Origin of the sequence: Saccharothrix sp. NRRL B-16314 (genome assembly GCF_000716595.1) — a bacterium.
Taxonomy (GTDB): Bacteria; Actinomycetota; Actinomycetes; order Mycobacteriales; family Pseudonocardiaceae; genus Actinosynnema.
In genome coordinates this window covers 430,877-452,744 of sequence record NZ_JNXC01000001.1, presented here as the reverse complement: position 1 = coordinate 452,744, position 21,868 = coordinate 430,877, and the positions used below count along the sequence as shown (strand labels likewise).

General features: G+C 71.1%; 21 protein-coding genes. 11 read left to right on the top strand and 10 right to left on the bottom strand.

Translation table 11 applies throughout. From position 1 onward, the window contains the following. Positions 1-102 precede the first annotated feature (102 nt). Entirely contained in the window at positions 103-924 is an 822-nt protein-coding gene (locus OQ02_RS02120) for an SAM-dependent methyltransferase (RefSeq protein WP_156076839.1), read from the top strand. A gap of 84 nt (positions 925-1,008) precedes the next feature. Next, the gene (locus tag OQ02_RS02115; RefSeq protein WP_197043197.1) at positions 1,009-3,168 is read left to right on the top strand and encodes a putative bifunctional diguanylate cyclase/phosphodiesterase; all 2,160 of its coding nucleotides are present in this window, start codon (positions 1,009-1,011) and stop codon (positions 3,166-3,168) included. Between the two features lie 27 nt (positions 3,169-3,195). Here the strand turns inward: OQ02_RS02115 and OQ02_RS02110 are convergent, their stop codons facing one another. Both OQ02_RS02110 and OQ02_RS02105 read right to left on the bottom strand, forming a co-directional pair. Then, positions 3,196-4,218 carry a glucose 1-dehydrogenase gene (locus tag OQ02_RS02110; protein ID WP_033436437.1) on the bottom strand — a complete coding sequence of 341 codons (1,023 nt, stop codon included), beginning with the start codon at positions 4,216-4,218 and terminating at the stop codon, positions 3,196-3,198. After that, entirely contained in the window at positions 4,215-6,062 is a 1,848-nt protein-coding gene (locus OQ02_RS02105) for a glycoside hydrolase family 15 protein (protein WP_033436436.1), read from the bottom strand. Before OQ02_RS02105 ends, OQ02_RS02110 begins: the two co-directional genes overlap by 4 nt. Before the next feature lie 120 nt (positions 6,063-6,182). Here OQ02_RS02105 and OQ02_RS40705 point away from each other — a divergent pair, with 120 nt between their 5' ends. From OQ02_RS40705 to OQ02_RS02070, 7 genes are all read left to right on the top strand, one after another. Continuing rightward, entirely contained in the window at positions 6,183-6,764 is a 582-nt protein-coding gene (locus tag OQ02_RS40705; protein ID WP_051771536.1) for a DUF3558 domain-containing protein, read from the top strand. A gap of 104 nt (positions 6,765-6,868) precedes the next feature. Then, the gene (locus tag OQ02_RS02095) at positions 6,869-7,261 is read left to right on the top strand and encodes a hypothetical protein (protein WP_033436435.1); all 393 of its coding nucleotides are present in this window, start codon (positions 6,869-6,871) and stop codon (positions 7,259-7,261) included. Between the two features lie 83 nt (positions 7,262-7,344). Further along, on the top strand, positions 7,345-8,625 hold the full coding sequence (locus OQ02_RS02090) for a PPE domain-containing protein (RefSeq protein ID WP_033436434.1): 1,281 nt from the start codon (positions 7,345-7,347) through the stop codon (positions 8,623-8,625). 73 nt (positions 8,626-8,698) lie between these two features. Next, the gene (locus OQ02_RS02085) at positions 8,699-9,505 is read left to right on the top strand and encodes an ESX secretion-associated protein EspG (protein WP_033436433.1); all 807 of its coding nucleotides are present in this window, start codon (positions 8,699-8,701) and stop codon (positions 9,503-9,505) included. Positions 9,506-9,583: 78 nt separating this feature from the next. Next, on the top strand, positions 9,584-9,931 hold the full coding sequence (locus tag OQ02_RS02080; protein WP_442973572.1) for a sterol carrier family protein: 348 nt from the start codon (positions 9,584-9,586) through the stop codon (positions 9,929-9,931). Between the two features lie 14 nt (positions 9,932-9,945). Further along, positions 9,946-10,287, top strand: coding sequence for a hypothetical protein (locus tag OQ02_RS02075; RefSeq protein WP_033436431.1), 342 nt, complete (start codon positions 9,946-9,948; stop codon positions 10,285-10,287). Positions 10,288-10,336: 49 nt separating this feature from the next. Continuing rightward, entirely contained in the window at positions 10,337-10,681 is a 345-nt protein-coding gene (locus OQ02_RS02070; protein WP_033436430.1) for a hypothetical protein, read from the top strand. A gap of 4 nt (positions 10,682-10,685) precedes the next feature. On the opposite strand, the gene OQ02_RS02065 is transcribed toward OQ02_RS02070, so the two are convergent. From OQ02_RS02065 to clpB, 5 genes are all read right to left on the bottom strand, one after another. Next, positions 10,686-12,680 (bottom strand): alpha/beta hydrolase, encoded by a 1,995-nt coding sequence (locus OQ02_RS02065; RefSeq protein ID WP_033436429.1) that lies wholly within the window; start codon positions 12,678-12,680, stop codon positions 10,686-10,688. Next, positions 12,677-12,982, bottom strand: coding sequence for a hypothetical protein (locus tag OQ02_RS02060; protein ID WP_231499834.1), 306 nt, complete (start codon positions 12,980-12,982; stop codon positions 12,677-12,679). The genes OQ02_RS02065 and OQ02_RS02060 overlap by 4 nt, the downstream gene beginning before the upstream one ends. 118 nt (positions 12,983-13,100) lie before the next feature. Then, entirely contained in the window at positions 13,101-13,352 is a 252-nt protein-coding gene (locus OQ02_RS43525; protein WP_156076838.1) for a hypothetical protein, read from the bottom strand. Between the two features lie 209 nt (positions 13,353-13,561). Further along, positions 13,562-14,206: a class I SAM-dependent DNA methyltransferase gene (locus OQ02_RS02055; protein ID WP_033436427.1), complete on the bottom strand. Its 645-nt coding sequence runs from the start codon at positions 14,204-14,206 to the stop codon at positions 13,562-13,564. Positions 14,207-14,291: 85 nt separating this feature from the next. Beyond that, on the bottom strand, positions 14,292-16,874 hold the full coding sequence (gene clpB, locus OQ02_RS02050; RefSeq protein ID WP_033436426.1) for an ATP-dependent chaperone ClpB: 2,583 nt from the start codon (positions 16,872-16,874) through the stop codon (positions 14,292-14,294). A gap of 196 nt (positions 16,875-17,070) precedes the next feature. On the opposite strand from clpB, the gene OQ02_RS02045 reads away from it, so the two are divergent. Continuing rightward, positions 17,071-17,451, top strand: coding sequence for a VOC family protein (locus OQ02_RS02045; RefSeq protein WP_033436425.1), 381 nt, complete (start codon positions 17,071-17,073; stop codon positions 17,449-17,451). A 555-nt stretch (positions 17,452-18,006) separates the two neighbouring features. Beyond that, a complete protein-coding gene (locus OQ02_RS02040; protein ID WP_033436424.1) occupies positions 18,007-19,110 on the top strand; it encodes an FAD-binding oxidoreductase in 1,104 nt (367 codons plus the stop codon). A 368-nt stretch (positions 19,111-19,478) separates the two neighbouring features. Here the strand turns inward: OQ02_RS02040 and OQ02_RS02035 are convergent, their stop codons facing one another. From OQ02_RS02035 to dnaJ, 3 genes are all read right to left on the bottom strand, one after another. Next, positions 19,479-20,156, bottom strand: coding sequence for an alpha/beta fold hydrolase (locus tag OQ02_RS02035; protein WP_033436423.1), 678 nt, complete (start codon positions 20,154-20,156; stop codon positions 19,479-19,481). Between the two features lie 119 nt (positions 20,157-20,275). After that, positions 20,276-20,704, bottom strand: coding sequence for a heat shock protein transcriptional repressor HspR (locus tag OQ02_RS02030; RefSeq protein WP_033436422.1), 429 nt, complete (start codon positions 20,702-20,704; stop codon positions 20,276-20,278). Continuing rightward, a complete protein-coding gene (gene dnaJ / locus OQ02_RS02025; protein WP_033436421.1) occupies positions 20,701-21,867 on the bottom strand; it encodes a molecular chaperone DnaJ in 1,167 nt (388 codons plus the stop codon). Before dnaJ ends, OQ02_RS02030 begins: the two co-directional genes overlap by 4 nt. Between the last annotated feature and the right edge of the window lies 1 nt (position 21,868).

The window sequence follows — 21,868 nt, the reverse complement described above, 5'->3', positions numbered from 1 at the left end:
TCGGAACTCGCGGTGACGGGACGGTGTGATAACTCACCGGATTGGCCCATGATGGGCGTGTCACCGCAACGGTGGGACACGAGTGGGGTCGAGGAGAGACAGGTGGACAGCGTGGAGCGGCCGACCTGGGCACCAGGCGACATCGACTTGAGCCGCCCGAGCATCGCGCGGGTCTACGACTACTGGCTGGGTGGCGCGCACAACTTCGCCGTCGACCGGGCCGTGGGCGACAAGGTGCTGGCCGACGTGCCGGTGCTCAAGAGCGTGATCCTCAACCACCGCGCGTTCCTGCGCCGGGCGGTCCGGTTCATGCTGGGGCAGGGCATCCGGCAGTTCCTCGACCTGGGCTCGGGCATCCCCACGGTCGGCAACGTGCACGAGATCGCGCAGGCCGCCGACCCGACCGCCCGCGTGGTGTACGTCGACATGGACCCGGTCGCGGTCGCGCACAGCCGGGCCATCCTCACCGGGAACGAGCTGGTCGGCGTGCTCCAGACCGACGTGCGGGACGCGCGGCAGGTGCTGCAGTCGCCCGAGGTGCAGGGCCTGCTGGACTTCGACCGGCCGATCGGCGTGCTGATGGTCGCGCTGCTGCACTTCGTGCCGGACTCCGAGGACCCGAACGGCATGGTCGCCGACTACCGCGACGCCCTCCCGCCCGGCAGCCACCTGGCCATCTCGCACGCCGGGTACGAGGAAGGCGAGTGGAATCCCGCCTGGGACGACGCGAAGACGACGTACAACCGCGGCGTCAGCGAGATGCGGTACCGCAAGAAGCGCGAGGTCGAGGACCTGTTCGACGGGTTCGGCCTGGTGGAGCCCGGTGTGGCGCGGCTGCCGCTGTGGCATCCCGAGTCGCCGGACGACGTGGACGAGGGCGCCGCGCACTTCCTCGGCTTCGGCGGCGTCGGGCGGAGGCCGTGATGGCCGGCTTGAACGGGAACGTCGCTGTCGACCCCGGTCGGCGACCGGCCGTATCCTCTCGGTTGTGGCGGTAGGCCGGCGGACATGACGGAACAGGTTGACCATCGGGTGGCAGCACCGGGCCGATCGAACCTCGACCCCGCCGTACTGGCCGGGGCGGAGGCCTTCGCCCGCACCTGGGCCACCGCGGTGATCGGCAGCAGCTACGTTCCGATGACCAGGGCCGAGGTCGCCGACCACCTCCAGGCGTTGACCGAGGTGCTGGTGCACGCGCTGCACGCCACCCCGTTCCGCACCGCGCCCGGGTACGAGATCGGCGCACGGCTGGTCGAGGCGCACTTCACCGGCACGGACACGCTCGGCCGCACCGTCCAGCTGCTCGGCGACGACCTGCTGGGCGAGCTGGGCATCCGGCCGGACGAGCTGATGCGGTCCCGGCTGGCGGCGTTGCAGGGCGCGTTGGCCGCCGGATACGCGCGTGCGCTGCGCGAACGGACGTTGGCCGAGCAGGAGGCGATCCGGGCGGCCGTGCTCGACGCCCGCGACCAGGCCGAAGCCGCTCTGCGCGCGTCCGAGGCGCGGTTCCGGGCGATGTTCACCGAGGCCGCGATCGGCATCGGTATCGCCGACATCGAGGGCCGCATCCTCGACGTGAACCAGGCGTTGCAGGACATGCTCGGGTTCAGCGTCGAGGAGATGCGGCAGTACAACATCCGCGACCTGATGCACCCGGAGGACGGCGGCAGCGTCTGGCGGCTGTACGACCAGCTCACCGCGGGCGAGTGCGACCACTACCGGGCCGAGAAGCGGTTCCGCCGGGCCGACGGCGAGCAGGTGTGGACGCACCTGACCCTGTCGCTGGTGCGCGACGACCACGGCGAGCCGCAGTACCAGGTGGCGATGATCGAGGACGTCACCGACCGCCACCTGCTGCAGAACCGGCTGCGCTACCAGGCGTTGCACGACCCGCTGACCGGCCTGCCGAACCGGGCGCTGTTCCTGGAACGCCTCGGCCGCGTGTTCAACAACAAGGCGCGCCACCGCGCCGGCCTGTGCTACCTGGACCTCGACGGGTTCAAGGTGATCAACGACAGCCTCGGCCACGACATCGGCGACCAGCTGCTGGTCGAGGTCGGCCGGCGGCTGGACCACTCGGTGTCCGGTGAGGGCAAGCTGGTCGCGCGGATGGGCGGCGACGAGTTCGTCATCCTGGTGGAGGGCTCGAAGAACACCCAGGACATCGTCGACGTCGCCGACCGGGTGCTGCGCGAGCTGGAGTCGCCGATCCGGATCGGCGGGCACGAGCTGACCGTGTCGGCGTCGATCGGCATCGTGGAGCGCTCGCTGTCCGGCACCACCGCGGCCGACCTGATGCGCGACGCGGACATCACGCTGTACTGGGCGAAGGCGGACGGCAAGTCCCGCTGGGCGCTCTACAACCCGGAGCGCAACGCCAAGGAGGTCGCCCGGTTCACGCTGTCCGCGACGATGCCGGCGGCGTTGGAGCGGGACGAGTTCTACGTGGACTACCAGCCTCTGGTGCGGCTGGAGGACAGCACGGTCGTGGGTGTGGAAGCGCTGGTGCGCTGGCAGCACCCGGAGTTCGGGCGGCTCGCGCCGGACCGGTTCATCGAGCTGGCCGAGGAGACCGGGCTGATCGTCCCCCTCGGGCGGTGGGTGCTGCGGCGGGCGTGCGAGCAGGCGCGGCGGTGGCGGGCCGAGTTCGGCGAGTCGGCGCCGTTCGTCAGCGTGAACCTGGCGGTGCGCCAGTCCCGCGACCCGGAGCTGGTGCGCGACGTGAAGCGGATCCTGGACGAGTGCGCGCTGCCGCCCCACCAGCTGCAGCTCGAACTGACCGAGAGCGCGATCATGGGCACCGCCGACGAGCCGCTGGAGGCGCTGCGGGCGTTGTCGGACATGGGCGTCCGGATCGCGATCGACGACTTCGGCACCGGCTACTCGAACCTGGCGTACCTGAAGCACCTGCCGGTGCACGAGCTGAAGATCGCGGGCTCGTTCATGGAAGGGCTGCGCGCGGCGGACGAAGAGGACGCGGTGGACGTCCAGATCGTGTCCACGCTGGTGCAGCTGGCCCACGCGTTGCAGCTCGGCGTCACCGCGGAGGGCGTGGAGACGCCGGCGCAGGCCAAGCGCCTGCACCGGATCGGCTGCGACACCGGCCAGGGCTGGTTCTTCGCCAAGCCCATGAAGCCGGAGTCGATCGACGAGCTGCTGCGCCGTTGACCGGGTCGCCGTGCCGTCGAACGCGGGTCAGGTCAGGTCCACGACCACCTTCACGTCGTCCTTCTCCTTCGCCAGCGCGTCGGTGAACCGGTCCAGCGGCACGCGCCGGGTGATCAGGCCGTTCAGCCACGGCCGGCTGGCGTCGGACAGCGCCTCGGCCGCCGCGACGTAGTCGGGCAGGCCCGCGTTGACCGTGCCGACGACCGCCTTGTTGCCCAGCACCATCCCGTCGAACACGCTCGGGTCCAGCGGCACGGGGTCGTGCTCGCCCGAGATGCCCGCCAGCACCGTGACGGACGCCCGCCGCGCGCACTCCCAGATCAGCCGGGCCACCCCCGTGCACTCGATGGCCACGTCGACGTCGGCCTTCACGTCCGCCAGGTCCGAGTAGTACGTCGCGCCCAACGTGGTGACCAGGTCCGGTTTGCGGCCCTCGGTGACCCGGTCGACCACGTGCACCTCCAGGCCGCGCTGCACGCCCAGCAACGCCGCCAGCAGCCCGATCGGCCCGGCGCCGGTGATCAACGCCGAGCGCACCGGCAGGTGGGACCGCTCGGCGACCGCCGACGCCTGCGCCCACGCCTTGGCCACCACGGACGCGGGCTCGGTCAGCACACCGGCGTCACCGAGCGTCGGGTCGAGCTTCACCGCGAACTTCGGCGGCACGGTCCAGCGCTGCATCCCGTAGCCGTCGATCTCCTTGATGCCGCGCTCGGTGTACTTGCCGTTGCGGCAGAAGTCCCACGCGTCGACGGCGCACGCCGGGCACGGCTCCGGGTCCGGCCGGCGCACCACACCGGCGACCAGGTCACCGGGCGCGAAGTCCGGCGTCGGGCTGCTGATCACCCGGCCCAGCGACTCGTGGAACGGCACGATGGCGTCCCTGCCGGGCGGCAGCCACCCGAAACCGTCCCGGATGATCTCCACGTCGGTGCCGCACATGCCCACCAGCAGGCCCTCGACCAGCAGTTCGTCCGGGCGGTCCGGATCGTCGCGGTCGACCACCCGGCTCGCCTCCGGCTTGCCCGGCACGACCTCCGCCGCCCTCACGCCGCACCGCCCCGGTGCCGCTCGTCACGGGTGTGCCCGCCGAACAGCACGGCCGCGCTGTTCACCAGCGCCAGGTGGCTGAACGCCTGAGGGAAGTTGCCGCACATCCGCCCGGTCCCCGCGTCGTACTCCTCGGCCAACAGCCCCACGTCGTTGCACAGGTCCACCAGCCGGTCGTACATCGCCACCGCCTCCTCGCGCCGCCCGGCCAACGCGAGCGCGTCGACGTACCAGAACGAGCACGCCAGGAAGCTTCCCTCCACACCGGCCAATCCGTCCACTTCGGACTCGCCGACCTCCGTCTCGTACCGGTCGACCAGGTCGCCCCGCTTGAGCACACCGGCGATCGCGTCCAGCGTGCCGAGCACCCGCGGGTCGTCACCGGGCAGGAAGCCCACCGCCGGGATCAGCAACGTGGCCGCGTCCAGCGCCGTCCCGCCGTAGTACTGGGTGAACGCGCCCAGCGAGGCGTTCCAGCCCTTCGCCAGCACCTCGGCGTGCACCGCCTCGCGCAGCTCGCGCCACCGGTCCACCGGGCCGGGCAGGTCGAACTCCTCCACCGCCCGCACCGCCCGGTCGAACGCCACCCACAACATCACCCGGGAGTGGGTGAAGTGCCGGTCCGGCCCGCGCACCTCCCACAACCCCTTGTCGGGCTGCTCCCACACCTTCTCCAGGTGCCGCATCATGCCGCGCTGCATCGCCCACGAGTCCGGCGTCTCGCCCAGCCCGCGCTCCCGCGCCAGGTGCAGGGCGTCCATGACCTCGCCGTACACGTCCAGCTGCAACTGCCGGTAGGCCGCGTTGCCGACCCGCACCGGCTTCGCGCCCCGGTACCCCGGCAGCCAGTCGACCTCCCACTCGACCAGGTGCCGCTCACCGCCGATCCCGTACATGATCTGGAGGTCCGCCGGATCGCCCGCCACGGCGCGCACCAGCCACCTCCGCCACGCCGCGGCCTCGTCCGTGCAGCCGAAGTTGTCCAGCGCCAGCAGGGTGAACGTCGCGTCGCGCAGCCAGCAGTACCGGTAGTCCCAGTTGCGCTCACCGCCGAACGTCTCCGGCAGCGACGTCGTCGGCGCGGCCACGATCCCGCCCGTCGGCGCGTACGACAGGCCCTTCAACGTGATCAGCGACCGGCGCACGACGTCCGCGTGCGGCCCGTCGTACCCGATCTTCGACGACCAGGCCAGCCAGAACGCCTCGGACCGCGCCACCTCGGCCACCGCGTCCACCGGCGCGGGCGGCTCGTCCGGCGAGTAGGCGAACTCCATCACCCACGACAGCCGCTGGCCCGCGGAGACGGTGAACACCGCCTCGTGCGCCCGCCGGCCCTGCACCCGGAACGGCAGCCGGTCGCCGTACAGCGCCACCGCCGACGGCCCGGCGAGCGCGACGATGCACTCCTGCCCGTCCCGCTCACCTCGTCGCACCCACGGCACCGAGTCGGCGTAGGCGAACCGCAGCACCCACCGCAACGTCATCTCGACCTGCCCGGACACGCCCTCCACGACCCGCACCACGCGCGTGTCGGCGTCCCAGTGCTCCTGTTCGGGGGGCATGGTGTCGATCAGCCGCACCACGCCGTCGACGGTCTCGAACTCGGTCTCCAGCACCAGGCTGCCGTCCCGGTAGGACCGCCGCACCGACACCACCTCGCCCGTCGGCGCGATCCGCCAGTGCCCGTCGTCCTCGGTGCCCAGCAACCGCGAGAAGCAGGACGGCGAGTCGAATCGCGGCATGCACAGCCAGTCGATCGACCCGTCCAACCCCACCAGAGCCGCCGTCCGCAGATCCGACAGCAGCGCGTAGTCCTCGATCCGTCCCGGTCCGGTGTCTCCCACCCGTCGAGGCTACGGTTCCGGGCACCGTCCCGGCAGCGTGAACGGCCGGTGGTGCGGGTTACGGGTCGGTTCCTCCGCAATGCGCCTTACGGGTGACCCCGATCCGATACGTTGGGGCACATGCGCCGTGTCGTGCCGCTCATCGCCGCTCTGGCCCTGCTCGGGGGCTGTTCGCAGACCACTGGCGGGTCCGCGACCCCCGGCGGCTCGGATTCCACGCCCACCGAGCAGACGTCGGGCTCGGCCAAGCCGACGTCGGCCGCGAAAGAGCCGGCGAAGCGGCCGAAGACGGTGAACATCGCCGACATCGACCCGTGCAGCCTGCTGACCGACGCGCAGCGCGCCGAGTTCGGCCTCGACCGCCCGCCCAGGCAGAGCGAAGAGGTGCCGGGCCAGAACGGCTGCACGATCAGCCGTGAAGACCGCAAGTACTTCGCCGGCGTCACGGCGGACACCACGGCGGGCATCGACGACTACGCCAAGGCCGCCGGCAAGGTGACCAAGCTGGAGGTCGGCGGGTTCCCCGCGCTGATGGTCGAGGCGACCACCCAGCTGGGGCTCAGCTGTTCCATCGCGGTGGACGTCTCGGACGGCCAGGTGCTGGACGTGAGCGCCAACAGCGTCAACGAGACGGACCTGCCGGGCCTGTGCCAGATCGTCCAGCCGATCGCGGCGGCCGTCGTGACCAACCTGGACAAGTAGAACCAGGTCGTTGTCGGGAACCGACGACCGTTGTCGGACATCAGAGCTAAAGTCGTCCCAAATACACACGCTGGGGTTCGTGCAGCACTGAGGAGGGGTGTGCCGTGTTCATCGCGGATGGTGGTGGCGGAGGATCGACGCCGACGATGCTGCCCGATTACAGCGGAGCGCAGCGCAAGTTGAGCGTCGAGCCCTCGGCGATCCCGGACGCGCGCAAGGTGTTCTCGGACGCGCTGGACCGCCTCGAAGAGAAGCTGCGGCCGGCGCTGCACCAGCTCAAGGCCCGACCGTGGGCCGGCGACCCGGTGAGTTCGGAGACCGCCGAGCGGTTCAACCAGGACACGTTCGAAGCAGGCGACTCGGCCGCCCTGGCTGCCCTCATCGCCTACCGCGACCAGCTCAAGGGCGTGGTCGACCAGCTCACCGCCATCGAAGCCGACTACCGGCGCGTCGAAGGCGACAACACCGCGTCCTGGGGACGCGTCAACAACGGCTGACCTGCTGACCTACGCACCCGAGGGGGGCGAGCACTATGGGTGACCACCGCTGGCGCGGGTATGCCCACCCCGATCTGCACCGCATGATCAACGAAGGTCCGGGCGTTGCGGCGTCCCGGCCGCTGGAGGACTCCTGGAAGGGGTTGTCCGAGGCCCTGAGCGAGATCGACGCGTCGATCCAGGCGGGGCTGGGCAAGCTCGGCGCGAGCTGGGAGGGCGAGACCTCCGACACCGCCCAGGCCTCGCTGTCGCCGCTCGCCGCGTGGGCCGAGGACGCCCAGCGGAGCTCGGGCACGATGGAGACGTCCGCCCAGTTGCAGGGCGACTACATCGCGAACGCCCGCAAGGAGATGCCGGAGCCGCTGCCGGTGACGACCGAGGCGCCGTCCGTCGGCGACAAGATCCTCGGCGGGCTGACCGGCCCGGTCGGCATGATGCACGTCATCCAGCAGCAGCAGGACCACGAGCGGCAGGAAGCGGCGCAGGACAACGCCGAGGCCAAGGCCGTCGAGGTGATGAACAACTACCAGTCCAGCAGCGAGTGGAACGCCGACACGCTGGGCAAGTTCGTCCCGCCGCCGAAGGTCGTGATCGACACCCCGCCGCCGGCGGGCGCGGGCGAGTACAACAACACGAGCGCGAACTACAACAGCACGCCGACGTGGACGCCGCCGAGCGACAAGGGCGGCACCACGAGCACGTCGTGGGCGCCCCCGCCGACCGGCACGCCCGTCGCACCGGTCAACCAGATCGGCACCGGCGGCACCACCCACACCTCGTGGGTCGCGCCGCCGACCGGTCTGCCGACGACGCCTCCGCCGCCGCTCACCCCGCCGGTGAACCAGCCCGTCCCCACGCCCAAGCCGCCGATGCTCCCGCCCCCGCTCTGGACCCAGCCGCGGCCCCCGGGCGGCGGCCAGCAGGTTCCGCCGCGGGGTCCGACCGTGCCCGGCCAGGGACCGCGTCCCGGCCTGCCGACCGGTCGCGGGCCCGGTATGCCGGGCATGCCCGGTGGCCCCGGCGGTCCCAACGGCCCGGGCGGGATGCGCGGCGGTATGCCGGGTATGCCCGTAATGCCCGGTGGTCCTGGTGGTCCCGGCGGTAGCAACCCGGCCGGTGTGCCCGGTCGCGGTGGCATGCCGGGTGCCGGCGGGTTCGGTCCCGGCGCGGGTGGCCCCGGTGCCGCCGGTCGTCCGGGTGCGGGCGGCGCGGGCATGGCCGGTGGCGCGGCCGGCGCCCAGGGCGGCAACGGCGAGGACGACATCGAGCACAAGGCAGCCGACTACCTGGTCGAGACGAACGACGTGTTCGGCGACGACCGGCTCGTCGCGCCGCCGGTGATCGGCGAAGCGCCGCAGCAGTGATCGTCCGGTGCACGGGCTCGCGTCGATTCCGGCGCGGGCCCGTTGTCCGGTGTTCAGGGGACGGGGATATCGGGTGACGTATTTCGGGGGGCCCGCCGAGCGGGAGCCGATCGAGCTCGCCGCCGAGGAGTTCGACGTGCTCTGGGAGCGCCTGGACCTGGGGCAGATGCCGCTGGTCATCAAGGTGCCGTCACCGGGCAAGACCCACCAGGAGCGCGCCGACCTGGAGCGACGGGTGTGGGCGAACATCGGTGCGCGGGGGCTCGGCGGACCGACCGGCCTGCACCCCGAGCTGGACTACCTGCTGCGGCTGTTCTCCCGGCCCGAGCGCGAGGTCGACGGTCGCGTGTGGATCGGCAAGAGCGTGCGGGTGCTGGGCGTGGCGAACGGCGACTTCGGTGCGGTGGCCACGTTGACGGAGAACCGGCTCACGTTCCAGCGCGCCGCGGGCGGCGGCCTGCCGTCGGCCGTGCTGGGCGCGCTGCCCGCGCACCCCGCCGGTTCCGGGCACTCGGTGACGATGCCCAGCGCCGACCTCGAGGCGGCGGTCAAGAAGTCCGACGGTTCGCCGAAGAGCCTGGAGAAGTCGTTGCGGGAGTACGGCGTGCGGCAGGAGGACGCCGTCACGCTGGTGAAGATGTTCACCGGGCTCGTGCACACGGGGAACTTCGGCGCGGCGGCCCGGGACAAGTACGGCAAGCGGTGCCGGCCGGACCGCGTGGTCGCGTTCTTCGACACGGAGGAAGGACGCTACCTCCAGCAGCGGCGTGCGTCGAACGGCTCGGAGCCGTGGAGCACGTTCACCCCGACCGATTCCCGGCGGCTGGTGCACCAGCTGGAGGAACTGCTCGGCGAAGCCGTGCGCTCCGCGCAGATCTGACCCCTCTGTCCACTGTGGACAGTGGCGGTCGGGCGTTAACCTGAGCGGGTGCCGTCCAAACCCGTAGACCCCCACGAGATGCGCGCCGCCGTCGAGGCCGTGCTGCCCTGGCTCGCCGGCGAGTCGGACCAGCCGTCCCGCCCGGCACTCGCCGCGGCCGTGCGGCTGACCCTGCGGACGCTGGAGCAGATCGCACCGGGCCGCAGCGTGGAGGTGAGGGTCCCCCCGTTCGCCGCCGTGCAGTGCGTGGCAGGGCCCCGCCACACCCGTGGCACGCCACCGAACGTGATCGAAACCGACCCGCGCACGTGGCTGGAACTGGCCGTGGGTCGGCTGGCGTGGACGGCAGCCGTCGATGCGGCCAGGGTCACCGCGTCCGGCAGCCGGGCCGATCTCTCAACCCTCCTCCCGGTCCTCCGCTTCTAGCTAAGCTCGATCGCGTGAAGGTGCTCAAGGCGTGTGCCGTGGTCCTCGCGGTCGGAACCGTCCTCGCCGGTTGCGGCAGCAGCGAGTGGTCGGGCGAGATCCGGTTCAAGGTCGTCCGCGTGAATCCGGCCTACGAGTCGATGGGCGAGACCAAGCCGCCGTACGTGAACCTGGAAATCGACCAGGATCAGGTGGACTCGATCGAGCAGATCACCAAGAACGCCGCCGACCTCGATCAATTCCCCGAGGGGATCAAGGTCGGCGACCTCGTGGTGTGCTCCGTGCGCCAGTCGGACAAGAGCGGCTTCGACCAGGAAGGCGTCCAGACCGACGTCGGTCCGTGCCGAGCGGCCTGACTGCCGGAAGCCGGCTTCGGCTGATCCCCATCTGGTTAAGCTCGATCGCGTGAAGGTGCTCAAGGCGTGTGCCGTGGTCCTCGCGGTCGGAACCGTCCTCGTCGGTTGCGGTGGCAGCGAGTGGTCCGGTCAGGTCCGGTTCAAGGTCACCGAGGTCAAGCCGGACGAGACCCTCGTTTCCGGTGCGACATGGCCCGGCCGGGTGTCCCTGGACTTGGACCAGGAACAACCGGCCGATGCCGCGCCGATCACCGCCGCCTGGGCGAAGCTCACCGACGTCCCGTCCGGCACCGCCATCGGCGACGTGCTGGTCTGCACCGTGAACGAGCGCGACGACAGCAAATTCGACGATGCCGAACCGGTGCGGGAGATCGGTCCGTGCCAGAAGCCGTGAGCCGCTAGAACCAGGACCCGACGGTGCTGTCCCACACGTCGCCGGCGCCCTCCCACACGTCCCGCCCGAACTCGGTCACGTCACCGACGGCCCCGACGACCACGTCGCCGGCGTCGTTGAGGACTTCCTTGCCCGTGTTGAGCAGCCCGGTGCCCGCGTCGGACCAGTTGCCGTTCCACGCGTCCCGACCGGCGTTGTAGAGCCCGGTGCCCGCGTCGACCGCCAGGTCCGCCGCGCCGACGGCCGTGCCGCTGACGAGGTCGACCGCCGGGCCGACGACCGGGATGTTCGAGCCGGGCAGCGACGGGCCGAGCGGGTTCTCGTCCCAGCCCTGTTCGGTCACGGAAGCACCGTCGCCGGTCGCGATCCGGGCCAGGTTCTGCACCGACTCCGAGCCCGGTGCGTAGTACTGCGAGTGCGCACCCAGCAGGGAGGTTCCGTCGGTGGTACCGAATGTTCTGGCACCGAACCGGTCGTCGTACGGGCCGGTCGAAGAGCCGTCCTCGGTGAACCAGTCCGAACTCGTGCCCTGCACGACCGGGTCGTGCTCGGTGGCGCCGACGTACACGTGACCGGGGCCGGCCGAGAGCTGGTCGACGTTCGACGCGCCGACACCCGGTGAGCCGACGAACGCGATGTCGTCCGCCGCCAGGCCGTTCATGCCCGCGTAGCCCACAGTCGTGGAGCCGTAGGAGTGGCCGATCACGGTCACGTGCGGGTCGTTGCCCGCCGCCTCTGCGGCGGCGCGGTAGCCGTTGACGTCGGCGACGAGGTTCGCGCCGCCCTCACGTGCCTGCGCCGGGTTGTCGACCTCGCCGATGGCCCAACCGGGTGCGTCGTAGCCGAGCCACTGGATGGTGGCGTTGCCGTCGGCGCCCATCGCGTCACGGAGGTTCGCTGCCTGGGAGACGGAGAAGCTGTCGAGCGTCGAGCCGGTGCCGGGAACCGCGATCGCGAGGTTGTTCGCCGTGTCCGGGTTGCCGTATGCGATGGCCGTCGCACCATCACCGCGCGGACCGTACGGATCCCAGGCCAGGATCCGGACGTCCGGCCTGCCTTCGGCGTTGAGCCAGCCCTTGTCCTTGGCCAGCTGTTCCGCGTTGTCGATGCTCTTCTGCACCTTCTCGGCGTTCTCCGCCTTGGTGGCCGCCTCCTGGCGCTGCTCGCTGAGCGACGCGTACTGCGAGTCGTTCATGAGCTTGGTCATGTCGTCGGAGTTCTCGGGGTCGAGCCCCAACTCCTCCGCGCGCGCGGCCATCTGCGCATCCAGCTGATCGCGCTGCTCGCCGAATCGCTGGGCATCGTCCACGATCCGGGCCCGGTTGGCCTGGTCGAGGACTTCGGACGGGAGGCCGCGGAGTTGGCCCAGTTCCTGGAAGTTGGTGCGCAGCAGTTCCGCCTGCTGCTCCGGCGTCAACGACTTCCACCACGCGGCGACCTGCTTGGGGTCGGTACCCGGCGCCGGCACGGTGGCGTTGGTGCGGGTGGCGGCGACGGCGGTGCTCCAGCCGGCGTCCTTGCCCGCCGTCTCCTCGAAGCCGGGCCGGACGGTGGTGAGCGCGCTCGCGTACGACCGCAGCACACCTTCGTAGCTGCTCTTGACGGTGTTCAGCTGCTGGTTGACCCGGTTGGCCAGGTCACGGGTCTGCGCCTCGTCCAACGCGGGCGAGCGACCACGCCAGAAGTCGATCAGCTGGTCCGCGCTGCCGCGCATCTGCGTGTACGCACGGGAAGCGGCCTGGACGATGTCCGCGCCCGCACCGAGCCGTTCACCGGCCACGGTCGCGGACTTCACGGACAGCTCGGCACGGGCGCCGAAACTGGTCGCCGTGTCGCCCTGCCAGCTGGACGTCGCCGTGGTGCCACCGCTCGACACGGCATCGCCCGCGCGGCTGACGGCGCTCATCGCACCGGTGATGGGGTCGGAGGCGGCGGCGACCCGGCCGGCGTCGCCCGCGGCCAGTTGGCCGTACAGGACCTCGGGGTCGGTGTAGCTCACGCCATGCCCCCTTCGATGCCGCGGAACGAGCTGGTCGAGTCGTCGTCGGCGCGCTGGTAGGTGTCGGCGTTCTCGTTGAGCCCGTCGCCGGCGTCGCGGTACCAGGCGCTGCCACGGCGCAGGTCGTCCGACTGCTCACCGGACCACTTGGCCAGCGCGTCGACGAACTCCGCCGCCGCGGGCACCTGCCCCAGCGCGTCGGCGTCCAGCCTGAGCATCGAGATCAGCTCAGCACCGTCCCCTGCCGCGTCCGCGCCGTCGTGGAACTGCTTCGACGCCGCCCGCAACGTCTCTGGTTGCACACCGAACACGATTTCCCACCCTCCGTGCCGCTAGCCGCTCCGAGTGCGACGCGCGTTCACCCTCTTCGGTTCCCTCGCCCCACCGGCCAAAAGGGTCGATTTTCTCCCCCCTTGGTGATCACTCGAAGGGGATCTTGCCGGCGTCGAACGCCAGTTCGACCATTGACACATGACAACCGCGGCCTTCACGCCGGAAATCGTGCCCATCCCGGCCCTCCGCCGACCCGTCGTCTGGGCCCTCGACCTCCTGATCCGGATGCTGAGCCGGTCGACACCCCGTGCGCGCCACCGCATGCCGTCGCCGGTCAAACTCCGCTTGCAGCAATGGAAGTGCCGCGTCGTCGGCCTCCCCTTCCGGCCACAGCGACACCGGTGGCCGATCATCCCGACCCCGCCCCGGACACCCATGCCCGACCCGCCGCGCCTCGTCGGCTGGAACGCCTTCCGCACGGTGACCCGAACGGCCCAGTGCGACGTCTTCGAGGAATTCACCAACAACGTCCACGTCAACCGACTGGCACCAGCCGCCTACGCCGCCTTCGACTGGCCCGTCAGCCGGCAGCCGGCGACCGGCCGGCCCTACGCGAGTCGGCGCGCGAAGATGATCGCGGACGGTTTGGCCTCGTCCGGGTCGAGCAGCGTCTGGGCCTCCACGGCGAACCCGGCGTCGCGCAGCCACGCGCTCACCGGTTCGGGCCGGCGGCGGTGAACGTGGACGTTCATCGGGAGGCCGCCGTAGCCCTCCGTCTTCAGGTTCGACCCGTCGCCGACGTGGAACCCGAGCAGCAGCGGCCCGCCGGGACGCAGCGCGCGCCGGAAGTGCCCGAGCGCCGTCGGGACCTCGTCGTCCGGCACGTGGATCAACGACCACCACGCGAGCAGGCCCGCCACCGATTCGTCGGCGAGGTCCAGGTCCGTCATCGAACCGACCTCGAACCGCAGGTCGGGGTGGTCACGCCGAGCCGCCGCGATCATCCCCGGCGACAGGTCGATGCCGAAGGCGTCAACCCCCAGCCCGCGCAGGTGCGCGGTGACGTGCCCGGGACCGCAGCCCACGTCCGCCACCGGCCCACCACCGGCCGCCTCCACCACCTCGGCGAACAACGCCAGGGCCGACCTCAGGTGCGGGTACCGGCCCAGGCCGTCGCGCAGCATGTCGGCATAGCTGTCCGCGACCGTGTCGTAGGACGTTCGGGTGTCGGCCAACCAGCCATCCACGCTCATGGCCGACACCGTATCCGCCGATCACCGCCTCCGAGCGAGGCCTTCGATCACGGCCTTCGATCACGGCCCGGGACGCGCCCCGACCTCACACCCGGCCGACGATCAGGCCGGACTGGTCGTCCAGCACGTCGACCCGCACCGCGTCACCGTCCCGCACGTCACCGGCCAGCAACTCCTTCGCGAGCTGATCACCGATCGACGACTGCACCAGCCGCCGCAACGGCCGCGCCCCGTACACCGGGTCGAACCCGTTCAACGCCAACCACTCGCGCGCCGCCGGGGTGACCTCCAGGGTCAGCCTGCGCTGCGCCAGGCGGCGGGCGAGGCGCTCGACCTGGATCTCCACGATCGACGTCAACTCCTCGGTGGCCAGCGAGCGGAACACCACCACGTCGTCCAGCCGGTTCAGGAACTCCGGCTTGAAGTGGGTCCGGACCACCGACATCACCGCGTCGACGCGCTGCCGCTCGTCCAGGTTGGCGTCCGCTATGGCGTGCGACCCGAGGTTCGACGTCAGCACCAGGATCGTGTTGCGGAAGTCGACCGTGCGGCCCTGGCCGTCGGTGAGCCTGCCGTCGTCCAACACCTGGAGCAGCACGTCGAACACGTCCGGGTGGGCCTTCTCGACCTCGTCCAGCAGCACCACCGAGTACGGGCGGCGGCGCACCGACTCGGTCAGCTGACCGCCCTGGTCGTACCCGACGTAACCGGGGGGCGCGCCGACGAGCCGGGCCACCGAGTGCTTCTCGGAGTACTCGCTCATGTCGATCCGGATCATCGCCCGCTCGTCGTCGAACAGGAACTCCGCCAGCGCCTTGGCCAGCTCCGTCTTGCCGACGCCCGTCGGGCCGAGGAACAGGAACGAGCCGGTCGGCCGGTCCGGGTCCGCCACGCCCGCGCGCGTCCGCCGGACCGCGTCCGACACCACCCGCACCGCCTCGGCCTGGCCGACCACGCGCTTGGCCAGCTCGTCCTCCATGCGCAGCAGCTTCGCCGTCTCGCCTTCCAGCAGCCGGCCCGCCGGGATGCCCGTCCACGCGGAGACCACGTCGGCCACGTCGTCCGGGCCGACCTCCTCCTTCAGCATCACGGCGGCGTCCTGCGTGGTGCGGGTGGCCGCCTCCAGCTCCTTCTCCAACGCCGGGATGCGCCCGTACCGCAGCTCGGCGGCCCGGCCGAGGTCACCGTCCCGCTCGGCCCGCTCCGACTCGCCGCGCAGCTGCTCCAACTGCTCCTTCAGGTCGCGGACCTTCTCGATCGAGCCCTTCTCGTTCTGCCAGCGCGCGGTCAGGCCGGCCAGCGTCTCGCGCTGCTCGGCCAGCTCGGCGCGCAGCGCGGCGAGGCGTTCCACCGAGGCCGCGTCCGACTCCTTGGCCAGCGCCATCTCCTCGATCTCCAGCCGGCGCACCGCGCGTTCGACCTCGTCGATCTCGACCGGCCGGGAGTCGATCTCCATGCGCAGCCGGGACGCCGACTCGTCCACCAGGTCGATCGCCTTGTCCGGGAGGAAGCGGGCGGTGATGTACCGGTCGGAGAGGGTGGCGGCGGCGACCAGGGCGGCGTCGGTGATGCGCACGCCGTGGTGCACCTCGTACCGGTCCTTCAGGCCGCGGAGGATGCCGATGGTGTCCTCGACGGACGGCTCGCCGACGAAGACCTGCTGGAAGCGGCGCTCCAGGGCGGCGTCCTTCTCGATGTGCTCGCGGTACTCGTCCAACGTGGTCGCGCCGACCATCCGCAGCTCGCCGCGGGCCAGCATCGGCTTGATCATGTTGCCCGCGTCCATCGCGGACTCGCCGGTCGCGCCCGCGCCGACGATCGTGTGCAGCTCGTCGATGAACGTGACGACCTGGCCGGCCGAGTCGGTGATCTCCTTCAGCACGGCCTTCAGGCGTTCCTCGAACTCGCCCCGGTACTTCGCGCCCGCCACCATCGAGCCGAGGTCCAGCGCGACGACCTTCTTGCCGCGAAGGCTCTCGGGCACGTCGCCCGCGATGATCCGCTGGGCCAGGCCCTCGACGATGGCGGTCTTGCCGACGCCGGGCTCGCCGATCAGCACGGGGTTGTTCTTCGTGCGGCGGGAGAGGACCTGCACGACGCGGCGGATCTCGGTGTTCCGGCCGATGACCGGGTCCAGTTCGCCCTTGCGGGCGCGTTCGGTCAGGTCGACGCCGTACTTCTCCAGCGCCTTGTAGGTGCTCTCCGGGTCGGGGCTGGTGACCCGCGCCGAGCCGCGGACCTTGCCGAACGCCTCCTTGAGGGATTCGGGGGTCGCGCCGTGGCGGCGCAGCAGGTCGGCGATCTGACCGCCGTGGTGGGAGAGGCCGACGAGCAGGTGCTCGGTGGACACGTACTCGTCACCCATCTCGGTGGCGAGTTCCTGCGCCTTGCCCAGCACCCGGGCCGCGTCGCGGGAGAACTGGGGCGCGGACACGGAGGACCCGCTGGCCGCGGGCAGGCCCCTGGCGATCTGGTCCAGTTCCTTGTGCACCTGGGTCGGGTCCGCGCCGACGGCGGACAGGAGGGGCGCGGTCAGGCCGTCGCCCTGGGCCAGGAGGGCGCCGAGGAGGTGGACCGGGCCGACGTCGGGATTGCCCGCGATGGTCGCCGCCTGCACGGCGGCCGACACGGCCTGCTGGGTCTTCGTGGTCGGGTTGAAAGCGTCCATTCCTCACCTCGGTCGGTGTTCGTGCGCGCGTCGGCCGGTGTTCGGCACCAGCCATCATCCCGCTCAACGTCAGAAAAGTTGAGTCAGTTCCGCTCAACCCGGTGGAAGTGTGTGGCGTGGGCCACCGCCTGGCAACCGGGGCGGCGGCCGGGAAACGCGGGTGCAGCGGACCGGGCTCACCCATGAGGATCGGTGCATGAGTTCACTTGTGCACCACATCACGGTCGACTGCGGGGACGCGTACGCCCTGGCGGCGTTCTGGAGCCAGGTCACCGGTCGGCCGATGAGCGACGAAGACCAGCCGGGCGACCCCGAAGTCCTCATCGAACTGGCGGAAGGGCCGGGGCTGCTGTTCATCGAGGTCCCCGAGGGCAAGACCGTCAAGAACCGGGTTCACCTCGACCTCCAGGCCGACACCACTCGGGATGCCGAAGTGGAGCGGCTGCTCGGGATCGGGGCGACCCTGGTCGACGACCAGCGCCGGCCCAACGGTCGCGGGTGGGTCGTGCTGGCCGATCCGGAGGGCAACGAGTTCTGCGTCGAACTCAGCGCAGCGGAGCGTGCCGCGCTCTCCTGACGCACGTCACCCACATGTCGCAACCGGTTGTCCACACCGGTGCCTGAGTTGTCCACAATCCGCAGGTGAGCATCCACAGGCCGGTGCGGCAGCCCGCACTTCGCCGGTCCGCCGGCCGCCACTGGGGTGAAACGTCCCGCCGTCGCGTGCCGACGGCGGGACGTGCCTCTCCACCGGGACGTCCGAAGGGCTGACGGAAGCGGTTCGAAACGCGGTGCGTGTGCGGGTTCGTGCGCGGTGCGTGGGCAGGCCGTTCACCGGGGAGTGGGCTCCGAGCAGCGAGTTAGGTATACGTGGAGGGGAATGCCCACTCTTCCGCAGGAGCAACATGTGACCGTCTGTAACCACACTGCACTCGAAGGTGGCATCAAGGAGCCGACCGGCCAGTTGGCGGGTTAGTGTCCCCTCGTCGGGGATGGAAGCTTGACGAGGACGTAGCGCCCTTGCTGGCGCCGCCAGAAACGTGGAGACTGCGCCCGGACCATGACTGCGAACGCTGTGTTGAGCCCCATCCCGAGCCCCCCACACCGCGAACCTCCTCCTGGTGTCACCGCTATGGTGCGGATGATCCGGGAGAGCTTCGCGGTGGTGGAGCCGCGCTCGGACGAGGTTGCGAAGTTCTTCTACGGCATGCTCTTCAGCCTCGCGCCTGAGACCCGTGAGATGTTCCCCGCGAACATGGAGGTCCAGCGGAGCCGGCTGCTGCGTGCACTGGTCCACGTCGTGCAGATGGTGGACCGCCCGGACGACCTGATCCCGTTCCTGCGCCAACTCGGCCGCGACCACCGCAAGTTCGGTGTCGTCAACGTGCACTACGAGTCGGTCGGCATGGCGCTGCTGTCGGCGGTGAAGAAGTTCGCCGGGCCGGCGTGGACGCCGCAGGTCGAGATGGCCTGGGCCGAGGCGTACACGATCATGGCGCGGGCCATGCAGGAGGCCGCGGCGGCCGACGACGGCCCCGCGTTCTGGCACGCGACCGTGCTGGAGCACCAGCGGGTGAGCTGGGACCTGGCCGTGGTGCGGCTGCAGCCGGATCACCCCGTCGGGTACCACGCCGGTCAGTACGTGAGCGTGGAGACGCCGCAACGCGCGCGGCTGTGGCGGTACTACTCGCCCGCCAACGCGCCGCGCGACGACGGCATCATCGAGTTCCACATCCGGTCGGTCGAAGGCGGGTGGGTGAGCCGGTCGATCGTCGGGCACACGCAGCCCGGTGACGTGTGGCGCATCGGTCCGCCGATGGGCCGGCTGAGCGTCGACCGCAAGAGCGGGCGGGACGTGCTGATGGTCGCCGGAGGTACCGGCGTGGCGCCGATGCACGCGATCATCGACGAGATGGCGCAGTGGGGCGAGAACCCGCGCGTGCACCTGTTCATGGGTGGGCGGACGCGGGAGGACCTGTACGACCTGGACAACCTCCAGCGGTTCGCCATGACCAATCCTTGGCTGACCGTCGTGCCGGTGCTGGAGTCGGACCCGGGGGCGCGAAGTGTCGAACAGGGCACCCTCGCCGACGTGGTCACGCGCTACGGGGCGTGGGAGGAACGGGACGTGCTGGTGTGCGGCTCGCCGTCGATGATCCGCGCGACGGTGTCGCGGATGCTCGTCGCCGGCACGCCACTGGACCGGATCAAGTACGACCCCTTCACCCTGGACTGACCCGACCACGCAGGCTCCTCCTCGGCTGACCTGGCCACGCAGGCAGCTGCGGTTGACCCGGCACGCCGGTGTCACAAGCCACGCCGGGCCGTTCCGCCACGCGGTCCAGGCGCCGCACGGTCCAGGCGCCGCACGGTCCAGGCGTCGCACGGTCCAGGCGTCGCGCATTCCGGCGTCGCACGGTCCAGGTGTCGAAGATCCGGGCGTCGCGCGTCCAGGCGTCGAGGGTCGCGCGTCCAGGCGTCCAGGGTCCCGGCGAGCCGTGCCGTCCGTCGCGCGTATTCAGGCGAGCCGCGCGTTCAGGCGGGACCCGGGTTCAGCCGGGACGCGGGTTCAGCCGGGACGCGGGTTCAGCCAGCGACGCGGGTTCAGACCGGTCCCGACCACGCCGCGCCGAGCACCGCCGCCAGGGTATCGGGCCTGCTGGTCTGCGGGCAGTGGCCGCCGTCGACCTCGATCGCCTCGACCCCGAGCCGTTCCCGCGCCGCACGGCGCATCCAGGACGGGCGGAGGGTGCGGTCTTCGCGGGGGAGGACGTAGGTGGACGGGAGGTCCGGCAGCTCGTGCACCTCGCGGTACGTCGCGGCGGGGTAGAACAGGCGGAGGGACCGCAGGCCGGCACGCACCCCGGCCAGGTCGCAGTCGTGGAACAGGAAGTGCGAGGCGACCACCGGGTCGGCGGTGGGTGGGTCGGTGAGGGCGCGCCACTCCGGGTTGAACATCTCACCGGTGTCGGCGGCGAGCTCGTCGGCCAGGCACATCGGGCCGGGGATCATCGCAGCGATCCAGGCCAGGTGGGACGCGGCGAGGGCGCGGGCGATGGCGGGCATCACCAGGCCGGCGCCGGAGTGGCCGACCAGGACGGGCGCGAGCATGTCGCCTGCCTGCGCACGGGCGATCGCCGCGTAGTCGACGGCGCGCAGCTCGGGCTGGTCGGTGGGCAGGTCCACGGCGACCGTGCGGTGGCCGCGGCGGTGGAGCAGGTCTTGTACGGGGCGCCAGGCGGCGGGCGACTGGGTGGTGCCGTGCACGAAGACGTAGTCCACGGGCTCCAGTGTGGCCGGGGGTTTCGCGTCGCGGGGTTCCTCATGGTTTAACCGAGTAACGGGAACGGTGTTTCCGTACATATTTCGGCCATGATCACCCCATTGGGCGACGCCTCCGCTCAGCGCTTGGAGTTCGGTTTCCAGACCACCAGTGCCGTCTCGTGGCGCACGGGGACCAGGTCGCGGCGGTACGACGCGTGGACGGACGCGGCGGCGTGCTCGGCGGCGGCCATGGCGGACGCGAGCTGTTCGGCCAGCTCGTTCACCTGCGTCCGCAGCGCGCCGACCTCGTTCTCCAGCTCGATGATCCGCTTGATGCCGGCGAGGTTCACGCCGTCCTCCTGGGAGAGGCGCTGCACCTCCCGCAGCAGCACGATGTCCCGCATCGAATACCGACGCCCACCGCCGGAAGTGCGGCCCGGCGACACCAGACCCAGCCGGTCGTACGACCGGAGGGTCTGGGCGTGCAGGCCGGACAACTGGGCCGCCACGGAGATGACGAAGAACGGGGTGTCCTCGTCGGTGCCGGGCGGGAACGGGAAGCTCACACCGACCTCTTCTCCAACAGGGCGTTGAGCTCGGCGCGCGGGTCGTGCTCCGCCGTCGCCGACGCGTAGTTCTCCAACGCCTCCCGGGCAGCGGCGTCCATGTTGTTCGGCACCGCCACGGTCAGCGTGATGAGCAGGTCGCCGACCTGGCCGTCGCGCTTGGCGATGCCCTTCGCCTTGGCCCGCAGCACCCGGCCACTGGCCGTGCCCGCGGGAACCTTCAAGGTCACCTTGCCCTCAAGCGTGGGCACGGTCAACGTCGTGCCGAGCGCCAGCTCGGGGAAGGTCACCGGCACGTTCAGGGTCAGGTCGTTGCCCGACCGCCCGAACAGCGGGTGCGGGTTGACGTGGACGCGCACGAACAGGTCGCCGTTCGGCCCGTTGTTGCGCCCCGGTTCACCCTGCCCGGCCAGCCTGATCCGCTGACCGTCGTCCACGCCCGAGGGGATGCGGATGGTCAGCGTGCGGCTCTTCGTGCTCACGCCGTCGCCGCCGCACTCCGGGCACGGGTCGTCCACGATCCGCCCGGTGCCCCGGCAGTCGGTGCACGGCTCGGAGAACGCGAACGCACCCTGGCTGCGGGTCACCAGGCCGGCGCCACCGCAGTTCGCGCAGGTCCGCGCCGTCGTGCCGGGACGTGCGCCGGAACCCGAACAGGTGCCGCACGCCGCCGGGCTGGACAGGCGCATGGGCACGGTCGCGCCCTTGACGGCCTCGGTGAAGTCGATCCGCACGTCGGTTTCGACGTCTTCGCCGCGTCGCGGTCTGGTCGCCGACGCGGACGCCCCGGCCCGGCGGTTGAACAGGCCGCCGAGCAGGTCGCCGAGCCCGCCCGCGCCGCCGGGCGGCTGCCCGCCCTGACGGCCGAACAGGTCGCCGACGTCGAACCCGCCGGTGCCGAACCCGCCGGGGAACCCGCCGCCTCCGGAGAAGAGGCGGCGGGCCTCGTCGTACTGCTTGCGCTTCGAGGTGTCCGACAGCACGCCGTAAGCCTCGGACACCGCTTTGAACCGCGTCTCGGCCTTGGCGTCACCGGGGTTGGCGTCGGGGTGAAGTTCCCGGGCCAACTTCCGGTACGACTTCTTGATGTCGTCGGCCGAGGCGTCGGAGGTGACGCCCAGCTCGCGGTAGAAGTCCTTCTCGATCCAGTCACGAGCGCTCACG

Bases quoted from the DNA above. Each gene is read 5' to 3' on its own strand.
- OQ02_RS02080 (WP_442973572.1), top strand. From the start codon at position 9,584: ATGCGCGCCGCCGTCGAGGCCGTGCTGCCCTGGCTCGCCGGCGAGTCG.
- OQ02_RS02090 (WP_033436434.1), top strand. From the start codon at position 7,345: ATGATCAACGAAGGTCCGGGCGTTGCGGCGTCCCGGCCGCTGGAGGAC.
- OQ02_RS02045 (WP_033436425.1), top strand. From the start codon at position 17,071: ATGAGTTCACTTGTGCACCACATCACGGTCGACTGCGGGGACGCGTAC.
- OQ02_RS40705 (WP_051771536.1), top strand. From the start codon at position 6,183: ATGCGCCGTGTCGTGCCGCTCATCGCCGCTCTGGCCCTGCTCGGGGGC.
- OQ02_RS02040 (WP_033436424.1), top strand. From the start codon at position 18,007: ATGGTGCGGATGATCCGGGAGAGCTTCGCGGTGGTGGAGCCGCGCTCG.
- OQ02_RS02055 (WP_033436427.1), bottom strand. From the start codon at position 14,206: ATGAGCGTGGATGGCTGGTTGGCCGACACCCGAACGTCCTACGACACG.
- OQ02_RS02115 (WP_197043197.1), top strand. From the start codon at position 1,009: ATGACGGAACAGGTTGACCATCGGGTGGCAGCACCGGGCCGATCGAAC.
- clpB (WP_033436426.1), bottom strand. From the start codon at position 16,874: ATGGACGCTTTCAACCCGACCACGAAGACCCAGCAGGCCGTGTCGGCC.